The 21,325-nt window shown below is 37.1% G+C and carries 20 protein-coding genes and 1 pseudogene; 8 read left to right on the top strand and 13 right to left on the bottom strand.

What is annotated here, in order from left to right; all coding sequences use genetic code 11:
• Positions 1 to 77: 77 nt before the first annotated feature.
• From ACFWE9_RS13945 to ACFWE9_RS13935, 3 genes are all read right to left on the bottom strand, one after another.
• Positions 78 to 1,610 carry an esterase/lipase family protein gene (locus ACFWE9_RS13945; RefSeq protein WP_356714738.1) on the bottom strand — a complete coding sequence of 511 codons (1,533 nt, stop codon included), beginning with the start codon at positions 1,608 to 1,610 and terminating at the stop codon, positions 78 to 80.
• A gap of 630 nt (positions 1,611 to 2,240) precedes the next feature.
• Positions 2,241 to 2,402, bottom strand: a complete 162-nt coding sequence (locus tag ACFWE9_RS13940; RefSeq protein ID WP_230159753.1) for a hypothetical protein — start codon at positions 2,400 to 2,402, stop codon at positions 2,241 to 2,243.
• Positions 2,403 to 2,419: 17 nt separating this feature from the next.
• Positions 2,420 to 2,644 carry a helix-turn-helix transcriptional regulator gene (locus ACFWE9_RS13935; RefSeq protein WP_230159755.1) on the bottom strand — a complete coding sequence of 75 codons (225 nt, stop codon included), beginning with the start codon at positions 2,642 to 2,644 and terminating at the stop codon, positions 2,420 to 2,422.
• A gap of 133 nt (positions 2,645 to 2,777) precedes the next feature.
• Here ACFWE9_RS13935 and ACFWE9_RS13930 point away from each other — a divergent pair, with 133 nt between their 5' ends.
• Positions 2,778 to 3,416 (top strand): LexA family protein, encoded by a 639-nt coding sequence (locus ACFWE9_RS13930; RefSeq protein ID WP_230159757.1) that lies wholly within the window; start codon positions 2,778 to 2,780, stop codon positions 3,414 to 3,416.
• A 949-nt stretch (positions 3,417 to 4,365) separates the two neighbouring features.
• Here ACFWE9_RS13930 and ACFWE9_RS13925 read toward each other — a convergent pair.
• Entirely contained in the window at positions 4,366 to 5,055 is a 690-nt protein-coding gene (locus tag ACFWE9_RS13925; RefSeq protein ID WP_230159759.1) for an N-acetylmuramoyl-L-alanine amidase, read from the bottom strand.
• 475 nt (positions 5,056 to 5,530) lie between these two features.
• Here ACFWE9_RS13925 and ACFWE9_RS13920 point away from each other — a divergent pair, with 475 nt between their 5' ends.
• Positions 5,531 to 6,442 (top strand): phosphotransferase family protein, encoded by a 912-nt coding sequence (locus ACFWE9_RS13920; protein WP_230159761.1) that lies wholly within the window; start codon positions 5,531 to 5,533, stop codon positions 6,440 to 6,442.
• Positions 6,443 to 6,652: 210 nt separating this feature from the next.
• Positions 6,653 to 6,955 carry a CotD family spore coat protein gene (locus ACFWE9_RS13915; RefSeq protein ID WP_377357256.1) on the top strand — a complete coding sequence of 101 codons (303 nt, stop codon included), beginning with the start codon at positions 6,653 to 6,655 and terminating at the stop codon, positions 6,953 to 6,955.
• Between the two features lie 65 nt (positions 6,956 to 7,020).
• Here the strand turns inward: ACFWE9_RS13915 and ACFWE9_RS13910 are convergent, their stop codons facing one another.
• Positions 7,021 to 7,281 (bottom strand): GNAT family N-acetyltransferase, encoded by a 261-nt coding sequence (locus tag ACFWE9_RS13910; protein WP_377357254.1) that lies wholly within the window; start codon positions 7,279 to 7,281, stop codon positions 7,021 to 7,023.
• A gap of 446 nt (positions 7,282 to 7,727) precedes the next feature.
• On the opposite strand from ACFWE9_RS13910, the gene ACFWE9_RS13905 reads away from it, so the two are divergent.
• The 3 genes from ACFWE9_RS13905 to ACFWE9_RS13895 all read left to right on the top strand — a co-directional run bounded on the left by ACFWE9_RS13905 (position 7,728) and on the right by ACFWE9_RS13895 (position 9,694).
• The gene (locus ACFWE9_RS13905) at positions 7,728 to 8,222 is read left to right on the top strand and encodes a DEAD/DEAH box helicase family protein (RefSeq protein WP_377357252.1); all 495 of its coding nucleotides are present in this window, start codon (positions 7,728 to 7,730) and stop codon (positions 8,220 to 8,222) included.
• Between the two features lie 769 nt (positions 8,223 to 8,991).
• Positions 8,992 to 9,321 (top strand): DMT family transporter, encoded by a 330-nt coding sequence (locus tag ACFWE9_RS13900; RefSeq protein ID WP_377357250.1) that lies wholly within the window; start codon positions 8,992 to 8,994, stop codon positions 9,319 to 9,321.
• Between the two features lie 25 nt (positions 9,322 to 9,346).
• Positions 9,347 to 9,694 (top strand): DMT family transporter, encoded by a 348-nt coding sequence (locus ACFWE9_RS13895; RefSeq protein WP_377357248.1) that lies wholly within the window; start codon positions 9,347 to 9,349, stop codon positions 9,692 to 9,694.
• 170 nt (positions 9,695 to 9,864) lie between these two features.
• Here the strand turns inward: ACFWE9_RS13895 and ACFWE9_RS13890 are convergent.
• From ACFWE9_RS13890 to treP, 4 genes and pseudogenes are all read right to left on the bottom strand, one after another.
• A pseudogene (locus tag ACFWE9_RS13890) lies at positions 9,865 to 10,469 on the bottom strand (DUF3885 domain-containing protein); the annotation flags it as partial.
• 222 nt (positions 10,470 to 10,691) lie between these two features.
• Positions 10,692 to 11,402: a trehalose operon repressor gene (treR, locus tag ACFWE9_RS13885; RefSeq protein ID WP_377357246.1), complete on the bottom strand. Its 711-nt coding sequence runs from the start codon at positions 11,400 to 11,402 to the stop codon at positions 10,692 to 10,694.
• Positions 11,403 to 11,433: 31 nt separating this feature from the next.
• Positions 11,434 to 13,101 (bottom strand): alpha,alpha-phosphotrehalase, encoded by a 1,668-nt coding sequence (gene treC / locus ACFWE9_RS13880; RefSeq protein ID WP_377357244.1) that lies wholly within the window; start codon positions 13,099 to 13,101, stop codon positions 11,434 to 11,436.
• An 81-nt stretch (positions 13,102 to 13,182) separates the two neighbouring features.
• Positions 13,183 to 14,634 carry a PTS system trehalose-specific EIIBC component gene (gene treP / locus ACFWE9_RS13875; RefSeq protein WP_377357242.1) on the bottom strand — a complete coding sequence of 484 codons (1,452 nt, stop codon included), beginning with the start codon at positions 14,632 to 14,634 and terminating at the stop codon, positions 13,183 to 13,185.
• A 372-nt stretch (positions 14,635 to 15,006) separates the two neighbouring features.
• Here treP and ACFWE9_RS13870 point away from each other — a divergent pair, with 372 nt between their 5' ends.
• Both ACFWE9_RS13870 and ACFWE9_RS13865 read left to right on the top strand, forming a co-directional pair.
• A complete protein-coding gene (locus tag ACFWE9_RS13870) occupies positions 15,007 to 15,591 on the top strand; it encodes a CGNR zinc finger domain-containing protein (protein ID WP_377357240.1) in 585 nt (194 codons plus the stop codon).
• A gap of 121 nt (positions 15,592 to 15,712) precedes the next feature.
• On the top strand, positions 15,713 to 16,267 hold the full coding sequence (locus tag ACFWE9_RS13865) for an HPP family protein (protein WP_377357238.1): 555 nt from the start codon (positions 15,713 to 15,715) through the stop codon (positions 16,265 to 16,267).
• A 227-nt stretch (positions 16,268 to 16,494) separates the two neighbouring features.
• Here ACFWE9_RS13865 and ACFWE9_RS13860 read toward each other — a convergent pair whose 3' ends face one another.
• From ACFWE9_RS13860 to ACFWE9_RS13845, 4 genes are all read right to left on the bottom strand, one after another.
• Complete coding sequence (locus tag ACFWE9_RS13860; RefSeq protein ID WP_377357236.1) at positions 16,495 to 17,607, bottom strand: DNA alkylation repair protein; 1,113 nt, start codon at positions 17,605 to 17,607, stop codon at positions 16,495 to 16,497.
• A gap of 475 nt (positions 17,608 to 18,082) precedes the next feature.
• Positions 18,083 to 18,760 carry a DUF4867 family protein gene (locus tag ACFWE9_RS13855; RefSeq protein ID WP_230159796.1) on the bottom strand — a complete coding sequence of 226 codons (678 nt, stop codon included), beginning with the start codon at positions 18,758 to 18,760 and terminating at the stop codon, positions 18,083 to 18,085.
• A 69-nt stretch (positions 18,761 to 18,829) separates the two neighbouring features.
• Positions 18,830 to 19,510, bottom strand: a complete 681-nt coding sequence (locus tag ACFWE9_RS13850) for a transaldolase family protein (RefSeq protein ID WP_377357234.1) — start codon at positions 19,508 to 19,510, stop codon at positions 18,830 to 18,832.
• Positions 19,511 to 19,791: 281 nt separating this feature from the next.
• A complete protein-coding gene (locus ACFWE9_RS13845) occupies positions 19,792 to 21,189 on the bottom strand; it encodes an MFS transporter (RefSeq protein ID WP_230159801.1) in 1,398 nt (465 codons plus the stop codon).
• Between the last annotated feature and the right edge of the window lie 136 nt (positions 21,190 to 21,325).

Raw genomic sequence — 21,325 nt, 5'->3', positions numbered from 1 at the left:
ATTCGAACGTTGCCTCCAGGCACTCGCTTTCAGCGTTCGGTCCGGGATGCCTTCAATAAAGAGAAGGCATCTTCTTCTTATTTTTCAATATAAACAGAACGAATTAGCGTACGGGTTCTTTCAGCACCACTCACACTTTTTTCCATGACATCAATCGTTACATTATAAACACCCGATTTAGGTACATCTGGAAGGGTACCTGAAAAATTTTCTTTGTCCATTACTTGAATAGAGCTTTTTTCATTAATTTCATTCCCGGATTCATCTAACAAATGAACCATAAAAGTGGTGCTGATTGGCCCTTTTTTATTATTGATAGGATTCTTTATTAAAAATTTCGCATCCTTTTGCTTAACCTTTCCAGGCATGCTTAATGTAATGGGATTCTTTTCGTTAAATTGTGCGGTTAACAGGTATGCATCAGTTGGTGACTTAGTCTTCATTCGCACTCTCCAGTCCCCAATTTCAAGGTTGTTTCCATTAAATGTTTGGATGGTTGCACCATTAAAAAAGGAAGCTTCATTTTTTGCAGAGTGGACTTTTACCGAAGGCGAATGCCTTTTATTGGATGGAGAAATTAATTCAACCTCAACATCTTTTGAGGCTGTATATATGGTTATCATACCTGGGGCTGCTTCATTTACATGGAAACTTTGTTCGTTCCAGATATTTTGTTGCAGTTCACCGCCTAGAACGGTTTGTGCGAGAGCGGTTGTAATGACATCATCTTCAACTTGTTGTTTATATTTTACAATTACACTCGGAAGCTCAACGGTAGAAGCGCTTCTTAAATAGGGCTCAATTCTTGGAAATACAGCTGAACCCACTCGAATATTATCGTGATCTAAGTTTGGATCAGTAAACAAATGTGACGCATAGGGAATTTTTGAACTCCATACATTCACTAAACCATCATTTTCTCCATACGTAGATAAATATTGTCCCCCCATTGATAAAGCAGAAAGTGCTGGTCCTCTATTCATTCCTGTCACCGTGAAATACATGTTTTTACGAGAGTTAACATGGTTGTCCGTGGCAGAGCGAAATTCCGCCATTTTGCCAACTTGCAAAGAATATGTTCCATCATCTTTTTGACCTAAAAGCGAACCAAGCCAACCTGCATACCAGCTATAAGCCAAATCAGCTAGATGAGAACCGTGATGTGGAGAAGCTAAAGTGATGATCCTGCCAACATATTGGTGGGCTCCATAGTGTACAAGAGCCGCTTGGGTGTCTGGTCCACCTTTGCTGTGAGCAATAACATTTACTTTTTCTCCGCCGAAATGGGTACTGATTTCCTCAAGCATGGATGCTAACAGCCTACCATTATCATATTGGCTAGCAGATCCATTACCAGCTGAATCATAAAGCTGAACAAAAACGGTTTGGTAGCCAGCCTCATATGCTTTGGTATACATATCATTGATACCATGATAATCCGTTTCACCGTACCAGCTTGTTGAGCTGCCATTTTTCCCTTGAACAAATACGATAGGTGGTTTATTTACGTCAAGATTGGGAGGGATGCTTCCCAGAAACCAATCCCCTGGGCTGAAAGTTTCGGAAGGCGGCTTCAATTTTCCCGCTGTGGAAATGTCTGGTTTTGCCATAATTAATATTGTTAATATAAGGACAAGAAAAATGACATAATTGATTATATTCCTTTTCAATTGTTATCTCCTCCCATATCCTTTGTAATTTTGAATCTCCTATTATCTATGTCCTCCTTTACCAAGTCTGCTTTATCCATTCATTAGTTTATATTTGTACTTTTACAATCCATTACCTGCAATCTTTATAAAAATGGGAGAAAAAAACTAGAAGGAATTCATTAATATAGAGATAAAGTATGAGGATGCGTCATTGTTACTTACGGACGATTTCTATAAACTCATTTCGATTGGCGGAGAGTGCTTAACTTTGAGGGATATTTTCTTTAACTTCATGCCCCACTTTTAGTGATTCTCTTTTTTCACAACGTACAAAAATAGGATTTCACAATAAGGACACAGTTGAGCTTTAGAAATTATGGAAGAAGACCTTATCATCACATGCAGTTTAAGTTCCTTACGTAAAAATGAGAACAAGCCCTTCTCGCAAAGGATAAAGGGCTTGACTATTTATGAACCTCCGTACTAATTCCTTTGAATATGACACTATCCGATTGCCCCTAATCTTGGTGTTTTTGACAACAATTTTTCCAATAGATACACAATTAATCTCTTTTTTAAACAAAACCCTTACACATTGCTAAAGAGAATTCCCTTTCCAATCGCAATGGTACTAACGGCTGCTCCTACAGCAACTTTTCCATCCACTACACCAAACTTATATGGACTTTTGTATCCCCTTGGCGGGTTAGAGTTGCCGATGAAAAGATTTTCCATATCGTCATGAAGCACATTTAGCCTTTGACCCTTTAACTACATTTAAAGTGTAGGTGAGGGTCAAAAAAAATGATATCATCGATCGAGAATCCTACACATTCAGCAAACATATACGCCTTATCAATCCGCAACGGAATCTTATATTGCTCATAGTCAATGTAGGTCCTTTTGGCCATCTTTAGCACTTTTGCCATTTCTTCTTGAGTTATACCTTTATACTTCCTAGCTTGTTTAAGTGTGAATTTAACGTTTGTCATATCTTGTCACCCCCTATTATAAAAATAATATCACACTTGAAGTATAGTTTCCAACAATTTTTTGTAAAATTCACGCACTTTGAGTTTACTCACTTTCACTCATGGTGTATATTCGAGGTAGAGGTGAAGAAATATGCACATTGGTGAACGGATTAAAATGTTTAGAAAAGAACGAAAAATGACACAAGAAGATTTGGCAAAAATATTAAAAGTGGCCCCAACGGCAGTTTCAGCTTGGGAATCAGGGCGGAATAAGCCATTAATGGATAAATTGAGCATGATGTCCACCTGCTTTGAAGTACCTCTTTCTCACCTCATTGAAGGAACACCTATCGTTAAAAATAATCCTTCAATGGAATTTTTAAACGAAAATAATGTTAGATTAATTGGTGTCTACGGAAATATCCATGCTGGAGAGCCAAATTTTACCCATGAATATATAGAAGCGTATATGCCGACATTAAATTCCATGCTAAAAACCGATCAAGAATACTTTTTCCTTAGAGTAAATGGCAACAGCATGAACAAAGAATTCAGTGACGGATCCTTGATCCTTGTTGAAAAAACAACCTACGTCGATAATGGGAAAATTGGTGTGGTCTTAGTAAATGGGTACGATGCTACTGTCAAAAAAGTAAATATTAACGAAGAAAGCATCACACTAACTCCCTGCAGCACGGATCCTTTTTATGAAGAAAAAATCTATCATATCAAAAATGATCGCGTACGAATTTTAGGGAAAGTGGTTCAAGCGATTAAAATATACGATTGAAAACTCAGTGCCCTTTAGGGTTTCATTAGTGGCAATGAAGAAATTGTTTACATACAACGACCCTATCTTTACGATGGTCATCTTTTAAAAACATTCAATTTGGTGATACATATAAGGTACAGGCCATATGGTTTGTGCTTTTTTAGTCTTGTTTTAATGAAACATGGATTTAAAATATCATATAAGAATCGATAATAAAAAATAATAATGAACATTTGCCCCTGTAGCTCTAGAAGGGAAGAGCGCCGGAAAACATTGTAGCCACCGGGTCGCAAGGTAAGGGTTTCAGAAGCACCGAAAAGCAAATAAGCTGAGGCAGGTGCAATTCCTGCCGGTGAAAATCCGTAGGGAAGCGTGTTCTCCCCTAACCTATGCTTACCGAAAGGAGTGCGGGTTCGAATCCCGTCAGGGGCTTGTTTCTCTATAAAACTGCCATCTATTATGGAGTCTCGGTTTGTTAATAAAAAAACATAAAAGATTGTAGACAAAAGGAGTTTCAGCTAAACTTTATAACAATTGGATTGGAGCGGAAGGTACGAGACTCCAGCTTAGGAATACGCGTCCAAGGGAGACCCCGCAGGCGTAAAGGCGCCAAGGAGGCTCGCGGACCGCCCGCGGAAAGCGAGTGCCTGTAGTGGAAATCAACAGGCAAATTCAATTATTATCGAGTTAGTCCACAGTCTGAAACTGCCATTTAATATGGCAGGCTTTAAATCGCTTATTTCCCCTTTTATTAGGTCTCAGGCAAATCATAACTTTGTCCTATAATCCCCTTTTCGCTCACTTTCAAAATATGTATAGCATGATTTAAACATAATGAGTAAAACGGTCACATGTTTTTGACCTTTTTTTGAAGCCAATAAAAAAACCCTCTCTTTAAAGAGAAGGGTTTTTACGTGGTGTGTTTTCTGGAAGTTATACATAATTTAACCCATCAATTACAAACTATTCATTTCACTCGTAATTTCTGATTTACAAAAATAGTGTACTGGCTGTCAAGGCCGTTCCACTCCTTAATTTTTTGAACAGTACTGCCATAGGCCAGGCTTAAGGAATACACCGTGTCCCCGTCAACAACAGTATGGTATACCGCTGTACTTTTCTTTGTAAGATTGAAGCATTTAACGATACCGTTTACATGTCCTCGAGCAAGGGCTTCAATAAAAGAGGCCGTTTTCAATTTGGCTGCATCATTGACATTATCGATAAATCCATTTTCAGTCAAAAGTGCAGGCATATCCGTTTCACGGAGCACATGTAAATCTCCTGTTTTTTGTCCTCTGTCTTGGATATTGATGAGCTTCATGACCTCTGAATGAATTTGATCTTGATACGTTTTCGTTGCCTGGTTTGTGAAGGTATAAACGTAATCCTCATAACCAGTTCCGCCTCCTGCATTAATGTGGATGGAGAGGTAGAAGTCCGCTCCCCAAGCGTTCGCTTGATTCGTTCGATCGTTTAAGGAGGGGTACGTATCTAGGGTCCTACTCATTTTTACAGAAACATTATTATATTCTATTATTAAAATATCTTTCATTCTAGTTGCAATGGATAAAGTTAAATCTTTTTCTTTTAATCCATTTCCCACCGAGCCTGTATCTGTACCGCCGTGTCCGGGGTCAATAAATATTTTTACCATTTTATCACCTCTATTAATCTTATGTCACGTCACAATAAATGCTTGTACACATATACTACCGGATTATTAAAACCTGAAAATAATAGAGAAAATTCTTTGTTTTCCTTACTCCGCTGCCTCGGTTCTTATGGAATCCCTTCTACTCCCCACCCTTTTCTTTCTCAAAAAAAATACACCCCGCCGAGTGTATATGTCATGGTACGATCATCTTGATAAATAACACTACGACTAAAGTGCAATTAACTTTTGATTTCCTTAAAAAGCTTTCTTCTATTATTTTACTTTGGTAAAATCAAACAGGAACTTCTATCAATTAAAGGACGTGACATCATACATGAAATAACCACATTCTTATAATGGGCAACAGGCAAGGCGCCCTTATGATTCTGCTAATGTGGGTAACAGGGCAGATGGACACTATCGATATCCCATCATTATGATGTTCAATAATCCGATTTTATAAGGAGAAGAACGCATGACGAATGAATTCAAACGGTTTGAGCAATTGATTCAAATGTTAGATTCAGGAAACAAGCTTATTCGTGTCTGGGACTTAAAAGGCGGAATCTCTGCACAGGTTACTGGACTTGAAGTATTACAATCTACAGGGCAGAACACAAGACTGATCGTTCGTCAGCATGGTGATAATGATTTGAAACGAAACCCAAATGTTGCGGCAGATGAACACAAGCTCTTAAGGATATTGAAAGCTGCAGGTTTGCCTGTCCCGACGCCATATTACTTCGATCAAACCTGCGAGTTTTTTTCCAAGCCATGTGTAATTATCGAATTTATTGATGGAAATCCAGAATTCACTCCCTCAAATTTAAAAGAATATATCTTTCAGTTGGCAACCAATCTAGCAGAAATCCACCGTGTCGATTGTTCAAATCTAGATTTATCATTTCTGCCTAAACTAGAAAAAAACAATGCCGAGATGTTAAATAAGGTAATCCTGGACGAAACATTGAACCTGAGCTTGATTAGAGATTTATTAATATCTTCCATGCCATTACCCTCACTGAATAAGGAAGTAATCCTTCACGGAGATTATTGGCCAGGAAATATATTATGGAAAGAAGATAAATTAGTTTCCATAATTGATTGGGAGGACTCAGGCCTAGGGGATCCTTTGGCAGACCTTGCAAATAGTCAACTCGAAATTTTATTTCATTTTGGAATGCAAGCGATGAATGACTTCACCAATCAATATAAATGCATGATGCCGGAGGTGAATTTTACAAACTTATCTTTCTGGCAATTATTTGCCGCATTACGGTTATCTACATTTCCTGAATGGGGCTTGGAAAAAAGCAAGGAAAATAACTGGCGAAAAAGACACAAGACATTTGTTCGTCAAGCGATTAACCAAATTCGCTTTAATTGATGTTTCATCCATTTTTTTATGAGTGAAAGATCAGATATGCCCATGATAAAATCCCCTCTCCCTGCTAGGGAGAAGTTTTCGATAAAGTGAACCATTCATACAGCGCCATTATGTAGTCATTATTTTTGATAAAGGCATTTATACTAGTCCCTTTATCACTTATTTTCATAAACTAACAATGACTTTAAAAACAACATAGGAGGTGTTGATATGTATAATAAGCCATGGGGGCATCCACAAGGCGGTCAATGTCCACCACAATATTGCCCACATCGAACAATGCCTACTCAGAATAATCCACCTCAAATCTCCCCAACAAATCATGATGTTAAAACAAATGTCATTAATACTGTGATTCCAGTTTTTCATCCAACACATACAACTACCGTGAATAAACACTTCATCACGTATATTCCGCATACCCGATGTGTCGTGAAAGAGTGTCATACCCAAAACTTTGTTTGTGGAGTTCCTCAACCCCCTTGTTATTCAAGGAAAATGTTCAGATATTAATAAAAAAACCCCATTTCGGGGTTTTTATTAATTCCATCAACCTTTGAAAATTTGATATTCATAATTTACAACTGTCTAAATGCATACTCCCTATACTTTTTAAAGTGTTGTTTTTTATAAAATTCTTTTGCAGCGATGTTTTCAAACCAATAATCCAGTTCAATTAAATCTATATCGTTCTTTTTAGCAATATCAAAGACTTCATTCTTCAGTTTTTTACCGCACCCTTTTTGGGTTTGACCTTCAACGATACTAAGTTGATGTACATACACAGATTTATACGCATTTTTAAAAGCATTTTCTGGATGGTTTTTAATTTCAATCATGCGTAACCGACCGGTTCTTCATGATCTTTTAAAAGAAGAAAAACATACCTGTTATTTTCAACTAAAGTTTTGAATGTATCCTTCATTGCAATATAGTCATATTCCTTAAAATACTTAGGATATAGTTTTACATGCAGATTGTGAACATTTTAGTTTAATTTTACAATTACTTCATGATCCCTGACTAACATACATAATTATCCCCCTTTCTATATCCTGTGAGTTTTTATATAACAAACAAGCAACGTCCACATTCAAAAAGTACAATCCTAGCCGTAAATAAGAATCTCATTCCTAAAACAAGCTTATGGGCAGTCAAAGTTCTTTTTTCATTCTGGGTAAATAAAAGACGCGAATCAACAGTTTCAACATACTAATAAATAAAGTGGAAAATATCTTTAAGAGAATAGTAACCTATTTCCTTAACATACTGAAAGGTGATGATCATGACTTACCCTCTTTTTATTGTGACTGGCATTAGTGGCTCAGGTAAATCAGCAACTTCACTGGAATTGCAGAAAATCATGGTAGATTTCAATGTATTTGATATGGATCTTATCGTTAACAACGACGATTATCAAACAGCTTGTGATAATTGGTTGAAAGTTGCCTATTATAGTGCTTATTCCGGCCGAAATTCCGTATTATTCGGCAATGTTCCTGATCCATATAATGTTGAAAGTTGCGACCATTTCCCTTTATTCAATCCCGTTCATTACCTACATCTTTATTGTAACGAAGAAGCACGTACACAACGATTATCGTCTCGTGGTAAATGGACGACTGACAGCATTAACTATATGAATGCACTATCTGAGAAATTAGTTCAAGAAGCCAAAAATTCAGTTCCTCCAGTACCAACTTTAGACACTTCAAACACTGCTCCACCACAAGTTGCTAAGTTAATTAAACAATGGATAATGAAGAACTTGCCTAAATAAAGAACATTATTAATCCAGATATGAAGCTTTCTGGTGAACCTCCTACTGCTTTTCTGAAAGCTCAAACTTGTCTGTTGCTGGCTTTCAGAAGGAAATCCATGAAATAATGAAGCTTATTATTATTTCATTTATCATATTCTACCATTTTCCTTTTCCTTACTTTCTTTAAAAAAATTCTGATACCCTGATGACTTGATTGATGGGCATTCAGCCAAACAAAAAATGGACAAGTTCTTAAAGACCATTTTCCCACTGTCCATCAACACCCATCATTGTTTTCTATTTATCTCGCGTTGCCGTTTAACGATTCAACTCTATTATTCGTATCCTAATTCCATGATCGAAGTTCATCCCATCATTTTCGATTGAACTTCATTTGACAAAATAACTAAAAACCCTTGTTTAACACATGGTCCTTTTGCTGCAAAACGTCCATTATTTTTTTAGTTCAGTGCCAAGGATATGCCTTATATCTTTATATAGATTCTTTTTATCTACTTTTATAATACATTTTGAAAATTTATTGATTGCCCACAAAAATCCGAAGAAATATATTTTTTCTATACGATCTGAGCAATAGAATGCCTTGACAAGAAACATAGACGTATTGTTCAATATAAAAAAGATCATCTAGACGGTTTTTTGACTGACAAAATGATTCTATTGACGGTTACACAGAACTGTTTTATAAAGCTAGATTAGATGTGGTAAGATGCTTGGGGAAGTCATCATGTAATTAATTAATATGCCAACAAAGGGGGAGTTCATCTTGAATCCATATTCATTTTTGGCCATAGCCATCATAAGTGAAGTTTTTGGTAGTTCCATGTTAAAAGTATCTAACGGATTTAAAAAGTTGTTGCCCTCCATTAGTGTGGTATTCGGAATGGGGTTAGCTTTTTATTGCCTGTCTATATCTCTTAAAACCATTCCACTTGGAACCGCTTATGCGATATGGTCAGGTATAGGTACGGCATTAACTGCTCTAGTTGGTGTTATCGTTTATAAAGAAAGCTTTAATCTAAAAAAATTTTTAGGTTTAGCCCTCATCATTGGAGGAGTTGTTGTTTTGAAACTCACCAGTGGTGGCTCTCATTGACCTTTTGAAAATCGGAGGTAATAGCATGAAAGGTTACATCGCTTTAGGGGTATCGATCATTAGCGAAATATTCGGTACGACCATGCTTAAATTATCTGAAGGATTCACTAATTTATATCCTTCTTTTGGGGTCATATTAGGTTTTGGATTAGCATTTTATTGCTTATCTTTATGTCTAAAAACCATTCCATTAAGTTTGGCTTATGCCATTTGGTCAGGAATAGGAACCGCTTTAACAGCGTTAATTGGCGTACTGTTATGGAATGAGCATTTTAATTTGATTACATTAGGTGGCTTAGTTTTAATAATAGGTGGAGTCGTTTTGTTAAATGGATCCCACACTCCAAAACAAGTAGGAGAATCATCAATCTGAAGGTTTGATGATTTTTCTTTTTCCAGTTAGTTAACCAAGAAAAAGCGTTAATGTCCTCAAAATTTTAAGGATTCCAAATTTACCTTTTCCTTTGTTCATGCCCTCCCTTTTAATTTTTCAAAAGCCCAACAATCAAAAAACTTAATCTAAATCCTCCAGAACATGTTAATTTATGAGCTTTGATCATTATTTAAAACCTTATCGATATCTTCTCTATCGTAATCTAAAATCCAATCAATATATTTATCATATATTCCTCTTATTGTTTCGGGTGAGGTCGCTAGCAAATCACATCCCCTATCATCATAAACATGAAAAATGGTTTTCCTTTTGATATTCACAAAAAAGACATCATGTGAAATTTTAGGTTTTATCCCCCTGTCTTGATTGCAAATAGCTTTTAATAGAGGCGGCGCATACTGAATATCCGATGTGTTACATTTAAGAATGAACCTTTGTGTTATATGTAGCTGCTCTTCCTCATCTTCTGGTAAAACGTTAGGTATTGTTTTATGCTTTAACTTGAATCGTACACTCTTATCCCTAACATGACGGTTGAATATTTTAACTTTGTTTGTAAAATCGTTTACATTTGCCACGACAAAAACCTCTTCATTGTCAACATGTTAAGATTTAAACAAAGTAATTGCCCTGTTATAAACTCCTTTAAGGTAGGGATTGTCTTCATTATCATTTTCATTAAAGCAATCAACCCCCAATTCAAAACGGATATCAAATACCAGCTATAAAATAAGCCGGGTCTTAAAGATAAATTTTTTTAATGGGTCTCCATACACTCGTTAAATTCCATATATATCCTTTCATTTCAACTTACTCTTCAACCTATCCAGCTGCAACTTGTTCTCCATTTGAAAAGAGAAGGTCGCCCCTGCGACCTTCTCTTTTCAAATGGAGTTGAGTTTCAAGAATAAATACCTTTTTATTGATTATAGATTTTTCGGTCTTAGCTTAAGCGAACATTTCGCTCGGGCTTTCATCAAGTTCTTCGTGCAAAGTCCGTAAACTTGAATTTATCGGGTCTATGCCTGGATTCACTATACTGAAACAGGGTTCCATCCATTAAATGGACCGTACTTTTCACGACTGCCACCATATTGTAGTCTTCTATGTCCAATAATTGTTTATCTTCATCACTGCATGGCTCCACAGTGATTTCTTTATTTGAAAAACCAATCTGGTGTCCCAGTTTCTTTTCAATATATCCATAAATCGAATCCTGACAAATTTCTTTTGTCAGGTTAGTTACGAACTCACTATTGAAATAGTCTTTGTCCAAAATGATTTTCTTGCCGTTGATTTGCCTGACTCGGACAACTTTCCATACTTTTTCGCCTTCAGTTAAGTCAAGAAGCTTAATCATGTTTGAATCAGGTGGCTCAAGCTCCATGGTATGGATGATCGTTTTGGAATGCAGATTCAACTTTTCCACCATTTCTTTATAGGAAATCAAGCCTGCTACTGGAAAATTAAATTTGCTGAAATCCAACACAAAGGAACCCTTGCCTTTGATTTTATGAATATACCCATTTTGTTCAAGCAGGTGTAAGGACTTTCTCACAGTATCCCTCGATATTCCATACTCTTCCATAAAACTACTTTCGGATGGAAGCTTTGAATTGGTGGGAAAGATTCCTTCTTCAATTTTTGAAACGATATCACCGTATAGCGATACGTACTTACTGTTCATTTCATCACCACAATATATATTTGTTAGTCTGCTACTCCTTTTTCAACAAATAGACACATGATTCATAGGGGCGCAGGATAAAATCACCTGCATGCTCTTTTGAATCACTATAATTTGAGAGCAGGAGCTCTGACTTGAATCCGGATAGGTCTGCCCCCCTTGGAATTTTGAAGGAAGCATCTTTTGCATAAAAGTTATTGATGACCAAAAGTTTCTCATCTTCATGACTGCGTATATAGGCGAATAGTTCTTCATGGTCGCCTAGAATTTCCTGATAGTCCCCATACGCAATGATATCATGTTTCTTCCTTAATAATATAAGTTTTTGGTAATGATAGAAGATGGAATCCTGATCATTGAGTGCCTGTTCCACGTTGATGGCCTTTGCATTATCAGGCACTGTAATCCATGGCGTCCCTTCCGTAAAACCTGCATGCTCTGCATGTTTCCACTGCATGGGAGTTCGGGAGTTGTCGCGGGATTTAGCTTGGAGGATTTCGATTATTTCACTCTCATCTTTGCCTTCCTCTTTTAAGATATTGAAATAATTAATCGACTCCACATCGCGGTATTGTTCAATTTGACTGAATTTCGGATTGGTCATCCCTATTTCCTCACCTTGATAAATATATGGGGTTCCCCTAAGCATATGGATGGCCGTCGCAAGCATCTTGGCAGATTCCTTTTGATACTCTGAATCATTGCCAAACCGGGACACGATCCTCGGCTGGTCATGGTTGCACCAGAACAGGGCATTCCACCCATTGCCTTCTTGCATACCAGATTGCCAGCTGCTTAGGATATCTTTTAACTTCCTGAAGTCAAAATCAGCAATCGACCACTTTTCACCATCCTTGTAATCCACCTTTAGATGATGGAAATTGAATACCATGGACAGCTCCTTTTCATCTGGAGATGAATATTTGATGCAATGGTCGATGGTCGTTGATGACATTTCCCCAACAGTCATCACCTCTATATCCTTCCCAAACGTTTCTTCATTCATCTCCTTAAGGAATTGATGAATTTTGGGACCATCTGTATAAAAGCAACGTCCATCTCCTTCTTTGTCATTTTCAAACAATTCGGGTTTAGAAATAAGATTGATAACATCCAATCGGAATCCTTTGACACCTTTATCCAGCCAGAAGTTAATGATATTGAAGATTTCCTGCCTTACTCTCGGATTTTCCCAGTTAAGGTCCGCTTGTGTCCGATCGAACAAATGGAGGTAATATTCATCTTGTTCCTCTACATATTCCCATGCAGAGCCACCGAATTTTGAAATCCAATTTGTAGGGGGCTCCTCATTTTTTGATTTCCTGAAAATATAATAATCCTTATATGCTTTCTCTCCAGCCAGTGCTTTTTGGAACCATTCATGCTCTGTTGAAGTATGGTTGAATACCATATCCAGCATGATTTGGATATCCCGTGAATTAGCTTCCTTCACCAATCTTTCGAATTCATCCATCGTCCCAAACGCTGGATCAATGGATGTGTAATCCGCTACATCATATCCATTATCATTTTGAGGTGAACGATAAAAAGGGGTCAGCCAAATATAATCCACTCCCAGTTTATTCAGATAATCAAGTTTTTCAATGACACCATTTATGTCGCCGATGCCGTCGCCATTGGAGTCCTTAAAAGACTTCGGATAAATTTGATAGATGGTACTTTTTTTAAAATCCTTCATTGTAAATCCTCCTCTGCTTTCCCGGTTGTATCCTTTTGTCTCTATGATAAAAAAGAGGGAGAATGCTCCCCCTCCGCATTATTACGCATTTAATTTCGTTGTTTTCGTTCTTGTTTTCAAGTTCATTTGAGGGCGCTTGGAGAATGCTATAGTCAAAATGAATGGCACAATGAATGCAACCAACATCGCGACCGCAAACATTCCCATATGCTTTGGCTGGATGGAAAGGATACCTGGAATCCCCCCAACACCGATTGAGTTCGCCATCACCCCAGATCCGACTGATACGATGCCAGCAAACAGCGAACCAATCATACCGGCTAAGAACGGGAAGCCGTATTTCAAGTTAATGCCGAACATGGCAGGCTCCGTTACTCCGAGATAACATGAAATCGTAGCTGGAATGGAAACTTGTCTTTCCTCCTGATCTTTTCTGTTAATGTAAATCATCGCAAGCACTGCTGTACCTTGAGCAATATTGGATAAAGCAATCATTGGCCAAAGGTTCGTTCCGCCTAGTTCACTCATAAGCTGAAGATCGATTGCGTTTGTCATATGATGCAGGCCTGTGATGACAAGTGGTGCATAGGCAAAGCCGAAGACGGCAGCAAAAAGCCAGCCAACTGATGAATTCAGTCCGGAATATACAACCGTTGAAATGACTGAACCGATTTTCCAACCTAAAGGCCCCAAAATGGTATGGGCAATGATTACTGTTGGAAGTAAAGAAAAAAATGGAACGACGATCATGGAAATGGAATTATGCACTTTATCTCTCAAGAAAATTTCCAAATATGCCAAAACGAAGCCCGCCAGTATGGCTGGGATGACCTGGGCCTGGTAGCCTATCATATCGACTTGGGCAAAACCGAAATCCCAAAAAGGAATGTCACTTGCCTTCGTGCCTGCAACTGCGTAGGCATTTAGAAGTTGTGGAGAAACCAGGGTCAAACCAAGGACGATGCCGAGAATTTGAGTCGTGCCCATTTTCTTCGAGATGGACCATGTAATCCCAACAGGAAGAAAATGAAATATGGCTTCACCTATCAACCACAGGAATGAGTGAACCCCTGCCCAAAATTGTGAAATATCAACAAGCGTCTTCGTACTGTCATCGAACATTTTAATATCGCCGATGATATTGCGGAATCCAAGAATGAGGCCTCCAACCACTATGGCAGGAATCAATGGTGTGAAAATATCCGCAAGATGGGAAATCAAACGCTGCAGCAAGCTCATATTCTGTTTAGCTGCTTCTTTCACATCTTCTTTTGACGCTTCCTGTAATCCAGCCATGGAAACGAATTCATTATAAAAAGATGATACCTCATTCCCGATAATGACCTGGAATTGGCCAGCTTGTGTAAATGTTCCTTTTACAAGCTTAATCGATTCAATTTTGCTTACATCCGCCTTGCCAGGGTCCTTCAATGCAAATCGCATTCTTGTCGCACAATGCGTAACCGTTGCAATATTTTCCTTCCCTCCGACATGTTGGAGCAAATCCCTTGCAGGTTCTGTGTATTTACCCATTTCACTACTTCCCTTCCCTAGAAAGCAAAATATAATTGATTTTATAACCTGTACGTATAGGTTCTGTATACGCTTTCATATTATCCTGTACGTACAGGTTTTGTCAATAACTTTTTTCCAGCCATCTACCTTCACTTTATATAAGGAGTGATTCTCATAGGCTTCGATTTACTATACGATTCATCCACAATAAAGGAATTAAAACGTAAAAAATGTAATCCAGTTAAGGGAGCAATAATAGATTTACAGAAAGGAATTCCCATCAGACATGATAAGTAGCTGTAAAATTCAGTAATAAGGTATAATGAGGATATAACCTCTTTATTGACAACTTAATGGTTAGAATATAATAGATAAATGGGAGATGAACTTGTGTCCGAAACTAATAAATTTCCACTTATATCAGGTAATCTTTCTCTGGATTTAGTGAACACGGAACTAGTCAGTCGTGGTCAACGACAAGACTTATTGCTATCAGAAGAAGATGTGCTGGACTGGCTTACTGTAATAAAAGAGCAAAACTCATTTTGGAGTGATCAGCTATGCTTAAAACTTAAAGAGAGAATCGAGCAGGTATTCGTATGTCTTCTAGAAATGCGTACAATTTTAAGAAGACAATCCGAATTAATAGCAGATGGGAATCCGATTCCTGATGAGTTTATCGCTTTTTTAGAAAAGAAAATTGAAAAAGCACCATTCACTTATAAATTAATGGATCAAAAATTGATTCCCATACCTGTTGGAGAAGCAGAAGATATCTTGCTTTCTTTTATTGCTTATGACTTATTAACTTTAATAGAAGAAAATAAGCTAGCCTCATTAAAGCGTTGCTCGAATAATGATTGCGTATTGTTATTTATCGATGAAAGTGGAAGACGTAAGTGGTGTTCAATGAAAATATGCGGTAATAGAAAAAAGGTCGCCCGATTTCAATACCGGAAATCTGATGATGAATGAAGAGCCAACTTCTTAAAAGAGTAGGTTTTTTTATGAGATTTTTAACTAACTGTTAAAAATGATTTTGACAGGTTAGTTTATTTCGTGTAAAGTGTAAATGTACTTGTAAGGAGGGGGAATAATGGACCGCATAGCTGTGACTGGGCAAAAAGAAACAAGCTCATTTCATATACGGTATTTATCTAAAATGAAGGGAAAAGGAAGAAGTCCTTTACAGATAAATGTAAAAGACGCAATAACCGGGCTAATCGGTGGATTTTTAACTATTTTCGCTTTAATTCTTTTAACAAAAATGACATCAGCATTGTGGTTAATGGCTCCATTTGGTGCCAGTTGTGTACTTGCGTTCGGTCTATGGAACGCGCCGTTATCACAGCCACGGAATATTATTGGGGGCCATTTTGTTTCAACATTCGTAGGTTTAGCTTCCTATCATTTTTTTGGCGATGAGCCTTGGGCTATCGGCTTAGCAGTCGGATTAGCAATTGCCGTCATGATGCTGACAAAAACGACGCATCCACCAGCAGGGGCAGATCCACTTGTTGTTATGCTTGGTCATTATAGCTGGAGCTATTTATTTACGCCTGTGTTAATTGGTTCCGTGATAATCGTTTTCCTTGCACTGTTAATTAATAATTTGCGCAGCAATCGGAACTATCCGACTTTTTGGATTTAAGGTAAATAGAAGTATAAGCCTTTTGTTGCGATAAACGATGTAACGAAGTGTATTCAAAAATGAGTAATCTGCAATTATATCTAAATAACAAAAAGAGGAGCTGGGGTGCTCCTCTCAGACTGAAGACAGACTCGATAATATTGGAGTTTGTCTTCAGTTTTTTAGGTTTTTAAAATGTGACCGTCGATTTTCCCTCTAGGCACTCATTGAATATTATCAATAAACAATTAAGTTTCAGCGTTTAGTTTTACATGCGTTTCTGCAACTTCCACTCCGTTTACGAGAAGGAAGATACGATGGATTCCCGTGTAATGACGACGTGTCGTCAAATCCTTCCAATTGTGGATTCTCACTCTCTCGACTCGTTCTCCATCCGTGAAATTCCTATCTGCCAGTAGAAATATTTTGCGAGACGTTTTCTTACTGGCTTTAACAAAATCGATGGCGTACTCAATACGAAGTTTCGCTGTATTCTTCACGTTCACTAGAAACCCGAAATAAAGTTCACTGGTTTCCCCAATAAAAATCGAATCTGGTTCATTTCTAATACATGCGTTTGTAATGATAGTAAGATTGTTCAATACATCCGTGTAACCAAATAATGAAAGGACCTCTGGATCCGCCTTACGAACAAGAGTTCGGCACCCCCGTCGAACAATCCAAATCGTTTGAGGGTTTCCACTTTCATGCCAGCGCTTGGCAGTCTCTATGACGGCATTTGGATGATCTCTCGCAATATCATTCAAGTTATTTGCCACACTTTTGCGTACATAGAGGGACGGATCGCTTTTCAGGTTCTCAAGCAATTCCAATACAGGTGTCGGATCGGATTTGAACATTGGTAAAGCTTGTCCCCAAGGTAACCTGGGCCGGCACCCCTCACTAGCCAGCCTGCGGACATGTTCATCATCATGCTTGGTCCATTCCTTCATCTTCTCGATCATTAAAACGGGATCAAGCAAGATAAAAGCTCGGATTGCAAATTCAGAGGATGACCTTGCAGTAAAACGCTCCAACGCATCTAGCGATAACGGCCAATCTTTCTTATTCAATCCATGTACCTCGACAAAGTCCGGGAAAAATAAATACCTAAACCCTTCACAATCCTTATCAATTTGATACAAAATATCCAATGCCTCTTGATAATCACTTGGAAGATGCCTCCCGAGGGTAATGGAAATATGTCTAATTCGTTCTTTTAACTTTCTCTCGTCCCAATGCTCATCCATAACTTCCTCTACAAACGATTCAGTAGATAAGGACGGATGGACACCTTTTACTTTTTCACCGAATTCACGAATGAACGTTTCATTATATAGATCCTTTAAGGGCTCTGCCAATTATTTCACTTCTTTTCTTTATAATGGACATGCAAATGTATCTCAACCATAGCATGTTCCTCTATCATATAACAAGAAGATAACGCAATAACCTAACCGATAAAATCCTTGAGAATCATATCAAACATAGCCATTTAGCTCCCCTTGCCAAATTCATTTTACAGATCTCTTTTTTTAGCTTTGCTCAGTTGAACAAAGGTTAATATTTGACGGTTTATTATAATCATGTTAAGAAATGCATTCAACTCCAAGCAGGACAAGACTTGGAGTTGAATGCATTTTTAATATATGAGCCTTCGGTAGACATTCAAATGATATGCATCTAAGGCTTTTAGGAATTGAGAACGTTTTCTTTTTAACGTTTGGCAACTCGTCAAAAAAACTAGAAAAAGAGAGATAAAGAAGAAGGAAATTGTTTGCATACCTATAACATAATATACTTTTTAAAGTCCCTCTCTTAGTTAATGATCTGACATTACTGGAAAATCGAAATATTATCTCCTCTTATTCCTGCATATGCACCGCGGCTTACTAACTGTTTTCTTTCAGGATGAACAAGTAGCCATTTATTTTTCATGAATAATAGCTTATCCTCTTCTGTTCTTTTTTCCAAGTCCTCTTTTAATGGTTCATTTGTTCCGGATGGCAAAATAACGATGGTCTTAAAACCATCATTATTTACTTTACACGGCGCAAAATGTAATGTCGTACTATATAATTCCACGGCAGTTCCCTTAGGTATAAAGAAAGCTGTCACATTATTAGAATCATAGATATTGTCTTGAATATCTTGTACCTTTCCTAAGAGAAGAACCAGGTCTGTCACAGCGATGTTGATTTCACTGCCTTTATGATATTCTAAACCATTTAAAGTTGAGTTAGGACCATTACAATATCCAATTTGTATCGACATCTCACCATAAAATGCTGTTTGAATTTGTTCATTCACTCTCTTATTTTCCATATTTGCAACAGAGGCAATATATATATTTTGATCTTGAGGAATTTCTGTATCTTCCATATAAGTTTGTAACTCATGGAAATCATATCCCTTGATTATTTTACCGTATGGGGTAAACGTTCTATCTTCAACATGAAAAAAAGAAACGTGTTTATTAAGCCCTTTTATCGTTTCGAATTTAGACAAAGCCATTCGCCTCATTTCTTCTCTATAAAAGGCCCCTCAAAGAAAAACCTATGAGGTACCCTTCATCGCTATCTATTATTTTAATACGGGTACTTCCGTTATTGTGTTATCCCAAGCATTGCGGAATTTATCTAATCCATAATCAGTAAATGCGTGGTGGAAGCTTTCCTTATAAACATCGAAGCCACAAGTCACGATATGAGCACCTGCTTTCGCAGCATCAACCATTTGTTTACCGTTCCGTAATGCAGCCACAATAATTTCTGTATCAAAATTATATGTTTTATAGATATTTACGATGTCTTGAATATATTGAGTTGTGTCATCTCCGCTATTTTCTTTCCATCCAACAAAAGGTGATACAAAACTAGCCTTAATTCGGGCAGCCTGTAAGGCTTGAGACGGAGAAAAAACAAGCGTAACATTCGTAGGAATACCTTCTTTTTCAAATTCCCTCGCAGCAATTAAACCAGGCTCTGTACATGGGATCTTAATGACGAAATTAGAAGATAATTTTGCAATTTTAGTTCCTACTACAACCATTTCTTTTGCATCTTCTAAATGAGGATTAATCTCGACTGAAATAGGAAAGTTTTCAACTCCCTTAAATTCACTTCCTAGTTCATCTAAAACTGTTAGGAATGGTTTACCACTAGTCATTATGTGACGGGGGTTTGTTGTCACACCATCAATTGCCCAATTTTCATATGCATAACGAACTTCCTCAAGAATAGCACTATCCAAAAAATATTTCATAGTTTGTTCCTCCTTGTTATTAATTTAAACATAATAATGTTTACCTAAAACATCATTACCTTTAACATTATAATAAAAAATAGACTACAATATTTCAAGCTTTTTATACAGATTCTAGTAAATATCTTTTTATACAATACCGCCAGTCTGTTTTTACGATAGAAGCACACTTGGAATTTTTACTCTAAAAACATACACTCTATCGGTTCAAAAATGGCAATATCCTAACATAACAGGTCTTCAAATGGTTAAATCCTACAGTCTTACTCTTCACTTTTATTTTACATAGGTACACCGGTTTTACGGTCATTAAGATCTTTTACGATATTATTGTATTTTTCATCTGATAGTTTATAAAATATTCCCATTACAATAATAGTTGCCATGGCTAAAGTACTTGGGTATATGAACATTAGTCCTCTAATCCCTTCAACTACATTAGCATTTTGCACTGCATTGGGAACATAACCGACCAACCCTAAAACAATCCCTGGAATAAAACCCGCGAGGGCCTGAGATAGTTTGCGACAGAAAGTAAAGAAAGAATAAACCACACCTTCAGATCTGTTACCTGTTTTCCATTCTCCATATTCAACTGCATCAGAAACAAATGCCCAGTTTAAACTATTAACAAATGAACTTCCAAAGAATGCAAAACAAGCTAAAATGATAAATATTACTGCGTTATCAGCAAAAAGATAAGCTAATATATCGCCAACTGCCCAAATTGCACAACCAAGTATATACGTGTATTTTTTTCCTAACTTTTTAACCATAAACGGAACTAATGCCACACCAATAAACACACAGCCAATGCTAAAAAAACCCATGTAAGGAACGATAGAAACATTTTTTAATACATATTGACAATAATATACTTGTACTGCGAGCTTCACATTAAACGCTGAAAAGGTAAACAAGTTGACTAAGCAAAGTATCAGAAGAGGCGTATTTTTTAGAAGCCCTTTATAACTATCACTTAGTTTTACTTGCGTTTCTTTTGGCTTCTCATATACATACCGTTCTTTAACATTCGCATAACAATATATTTGAAATAAAACACCTACAAATGCAAATATCGATACAGCTACTATATATCCAGTAGATTCACTATCAAAAAGTAACACAATAGGCATAAACCCAACTGTAGTAACAAGTAAGCCAAAGTTTGCACCTGCTTGTCTAAATGCAGCTAACTCTGCTCTTTCTACAGGATCTTTGGTCATAGCCGGAACCATTGAACCGTAAGGGATATTCGAAATACTATAAATGGTTCCAAAAGCCATATAAGTAGCATAAGCCCAAATCATTTTTCCTGTAAGTGAAAAATCTGGATTAGTAAAACTCACGATTGTAATAAGAGCTAGCGGTACTGCTGTGTAAAGTATAAAAGGTCTAAACTTTCCTTTAGGACCAATTTTTTTTCGATTATCAACCCAAGTACCTACAGTAATATCGGCAAAAGCGTCCCAAATTTTTGTAATTAAAAAAATTAGTCCAGCAGTTGCAGAAGGCAATCCTAGTGCATCGGTATAAAACTTAAGCAAATATATTTGACCTAAATCAAACAAAAAATTATTTCCAACATCCCCCATTCCGTAAGCGATTTTTTCCTTAAGTTTTAATTTCTTAGAAGTTTCAACTGGACGTTCAACGTTTTGAATGACTGATTGTTCCATAAGTTCTCTCCTTTTAGAGACCATTTTTATAATTCAAGAAATTTCCACTTGGATATTTGTAAATAACCCTTCATAAGAAATGCAGACACTAAAAAATTCCAGTTAAAAAATCTTCACGGCATAATCTCCCTTCTAT

It is taken from the genome of Peribacillus sp. NPDC060253, assembly GCF_042727425.1.
GTDB lineage: Bacteria > Bacillota > Bacilli > Bacillales > DSM-1321 > Peribacillus.
This window is presented reverse-complemented; position numbering and strand designations above follow the sequence as displayed.

What these genes read in the sequence shown, in the direction of transcription:
- ACFWE9_RS13895 (WP_377357248.1), top strand. Translation starts at nt 9,347, where the DNA reads ATGAAAGGTTACATCGCTTTAGGGGTATCGATCATTAGCGAAATATTC.
- ACFWE9_RS13905 (WP_377357252.1), top strand. Translation starts at nt 7,728, where the DNA reads ATGACTTACCCTCTTTTTATTGTGACTGGCATTAGTGGCTCAGGTAAA.
- ACFWE9_RS13850 (WP_377357234.1), bottom strand. Translation starts at nt 19,510, where the DNA reads ATGAAATATTTTTTGGATAGTGCTATTCTTGAGGAAGTTCGTTATGCA.
- ACFWE9_RS13865 (WP_377357238.1), top strand. Translation starts at nt 15,713, where the DNA reads ATGGACCGCATAGCTGTGACTGGGCAAAAAGAAACAAGCTCATTTCAT.
- ACFWE9_RS13920 (WP_230159761.1), top strand. Translation starts at nt 5,531, where the DNA reads ATGACGAATGAATTCAAACGGTTTGAGCAATTGATTCAAATGTTAGAT.
- ACFWE9_RS13915 (WP_377357256.1), top strand. Translation starts at nt 6,653, where the DNA reads ATGTATAATAAGCCATGGGGGCATCCACAAGGCGGTCAATGTCCACCA.
- ACFWE9_RS13910 (WP_377357254.1), bottom strand. Translation starts at nt 7,281, where the DNA reads ATGATTGAAATTAAAAACCATCCAGAAAATGCTTTTAAAAATGCGTAT.
- treR (WP_377357246.1), bottom strand. Translation starts at nt 11,402, where the DNA reads ATGAACAGTAAGTACGTATCGCTATACGGTGATATCGTTTCAAAAATT.
- ACFWE9_RS13845 (WP_230159801.1), bottom strand. Translation starts at nt 21,189, where the DNA reads ATGGAACAATCAGTCATTCAAAACGTTGAACGTCCAGTTGAAACTTCT.
- ACFWE9_RS13925 (WP_230159759.1), bottom strand. Translation starts at nt 5,055, where the DNA reads ATGGTAAAAATATTTATTGACCCCGGACACGGCGGTACAGATACAGGC.
- ACFWE9_RS13855 (WP_230159796.1), bottom strand. Translation starts at nt 18,760, where the DNA reads ATGGCTTTGTCTAAATTCGAAACGATAAAAGGGCTTAATAAACACGTT.
- ACFWE9_RS13935 (WP_230159755.1), bottom strand. Translation starts at nt 2,644, where the DNA reads ATGACAAACGTTAAATTCACACTTAAACAAGCTAGGAAGTATAAAGGT.
- ACFWE9_RS13930 (WP_230159757.1), top strand. Translation starts at nt 2,778, where the DNA reads ATGCACATTGGTGAACGGATTAAAATGTTTAGAAAAGAACGAAAAATG.
- treC (WP_377357244.1), bottom strand. Translation starts at nt 13,101, where the DNA reads ATGAAGGATTTTAAAAAAAGTACCATCTATCAAATTTATCCGAAGTCT.
- treP (WP_377357242.1), bottom strand. Translation starts at nt 14,634, where the DNA reads ATGGGTAAATACACAGAACCTGCAAGGGATTTGCTCCAACATGTCGGA.
- ACFWE9_RS13945 (WP_356714738.1), bottom strand. Translation starts at nt 1,610, where the DNA reads ATGGCAAAACCAGACATTTCCACAGCGGGAAAATTGAAGCCGCCTTCC.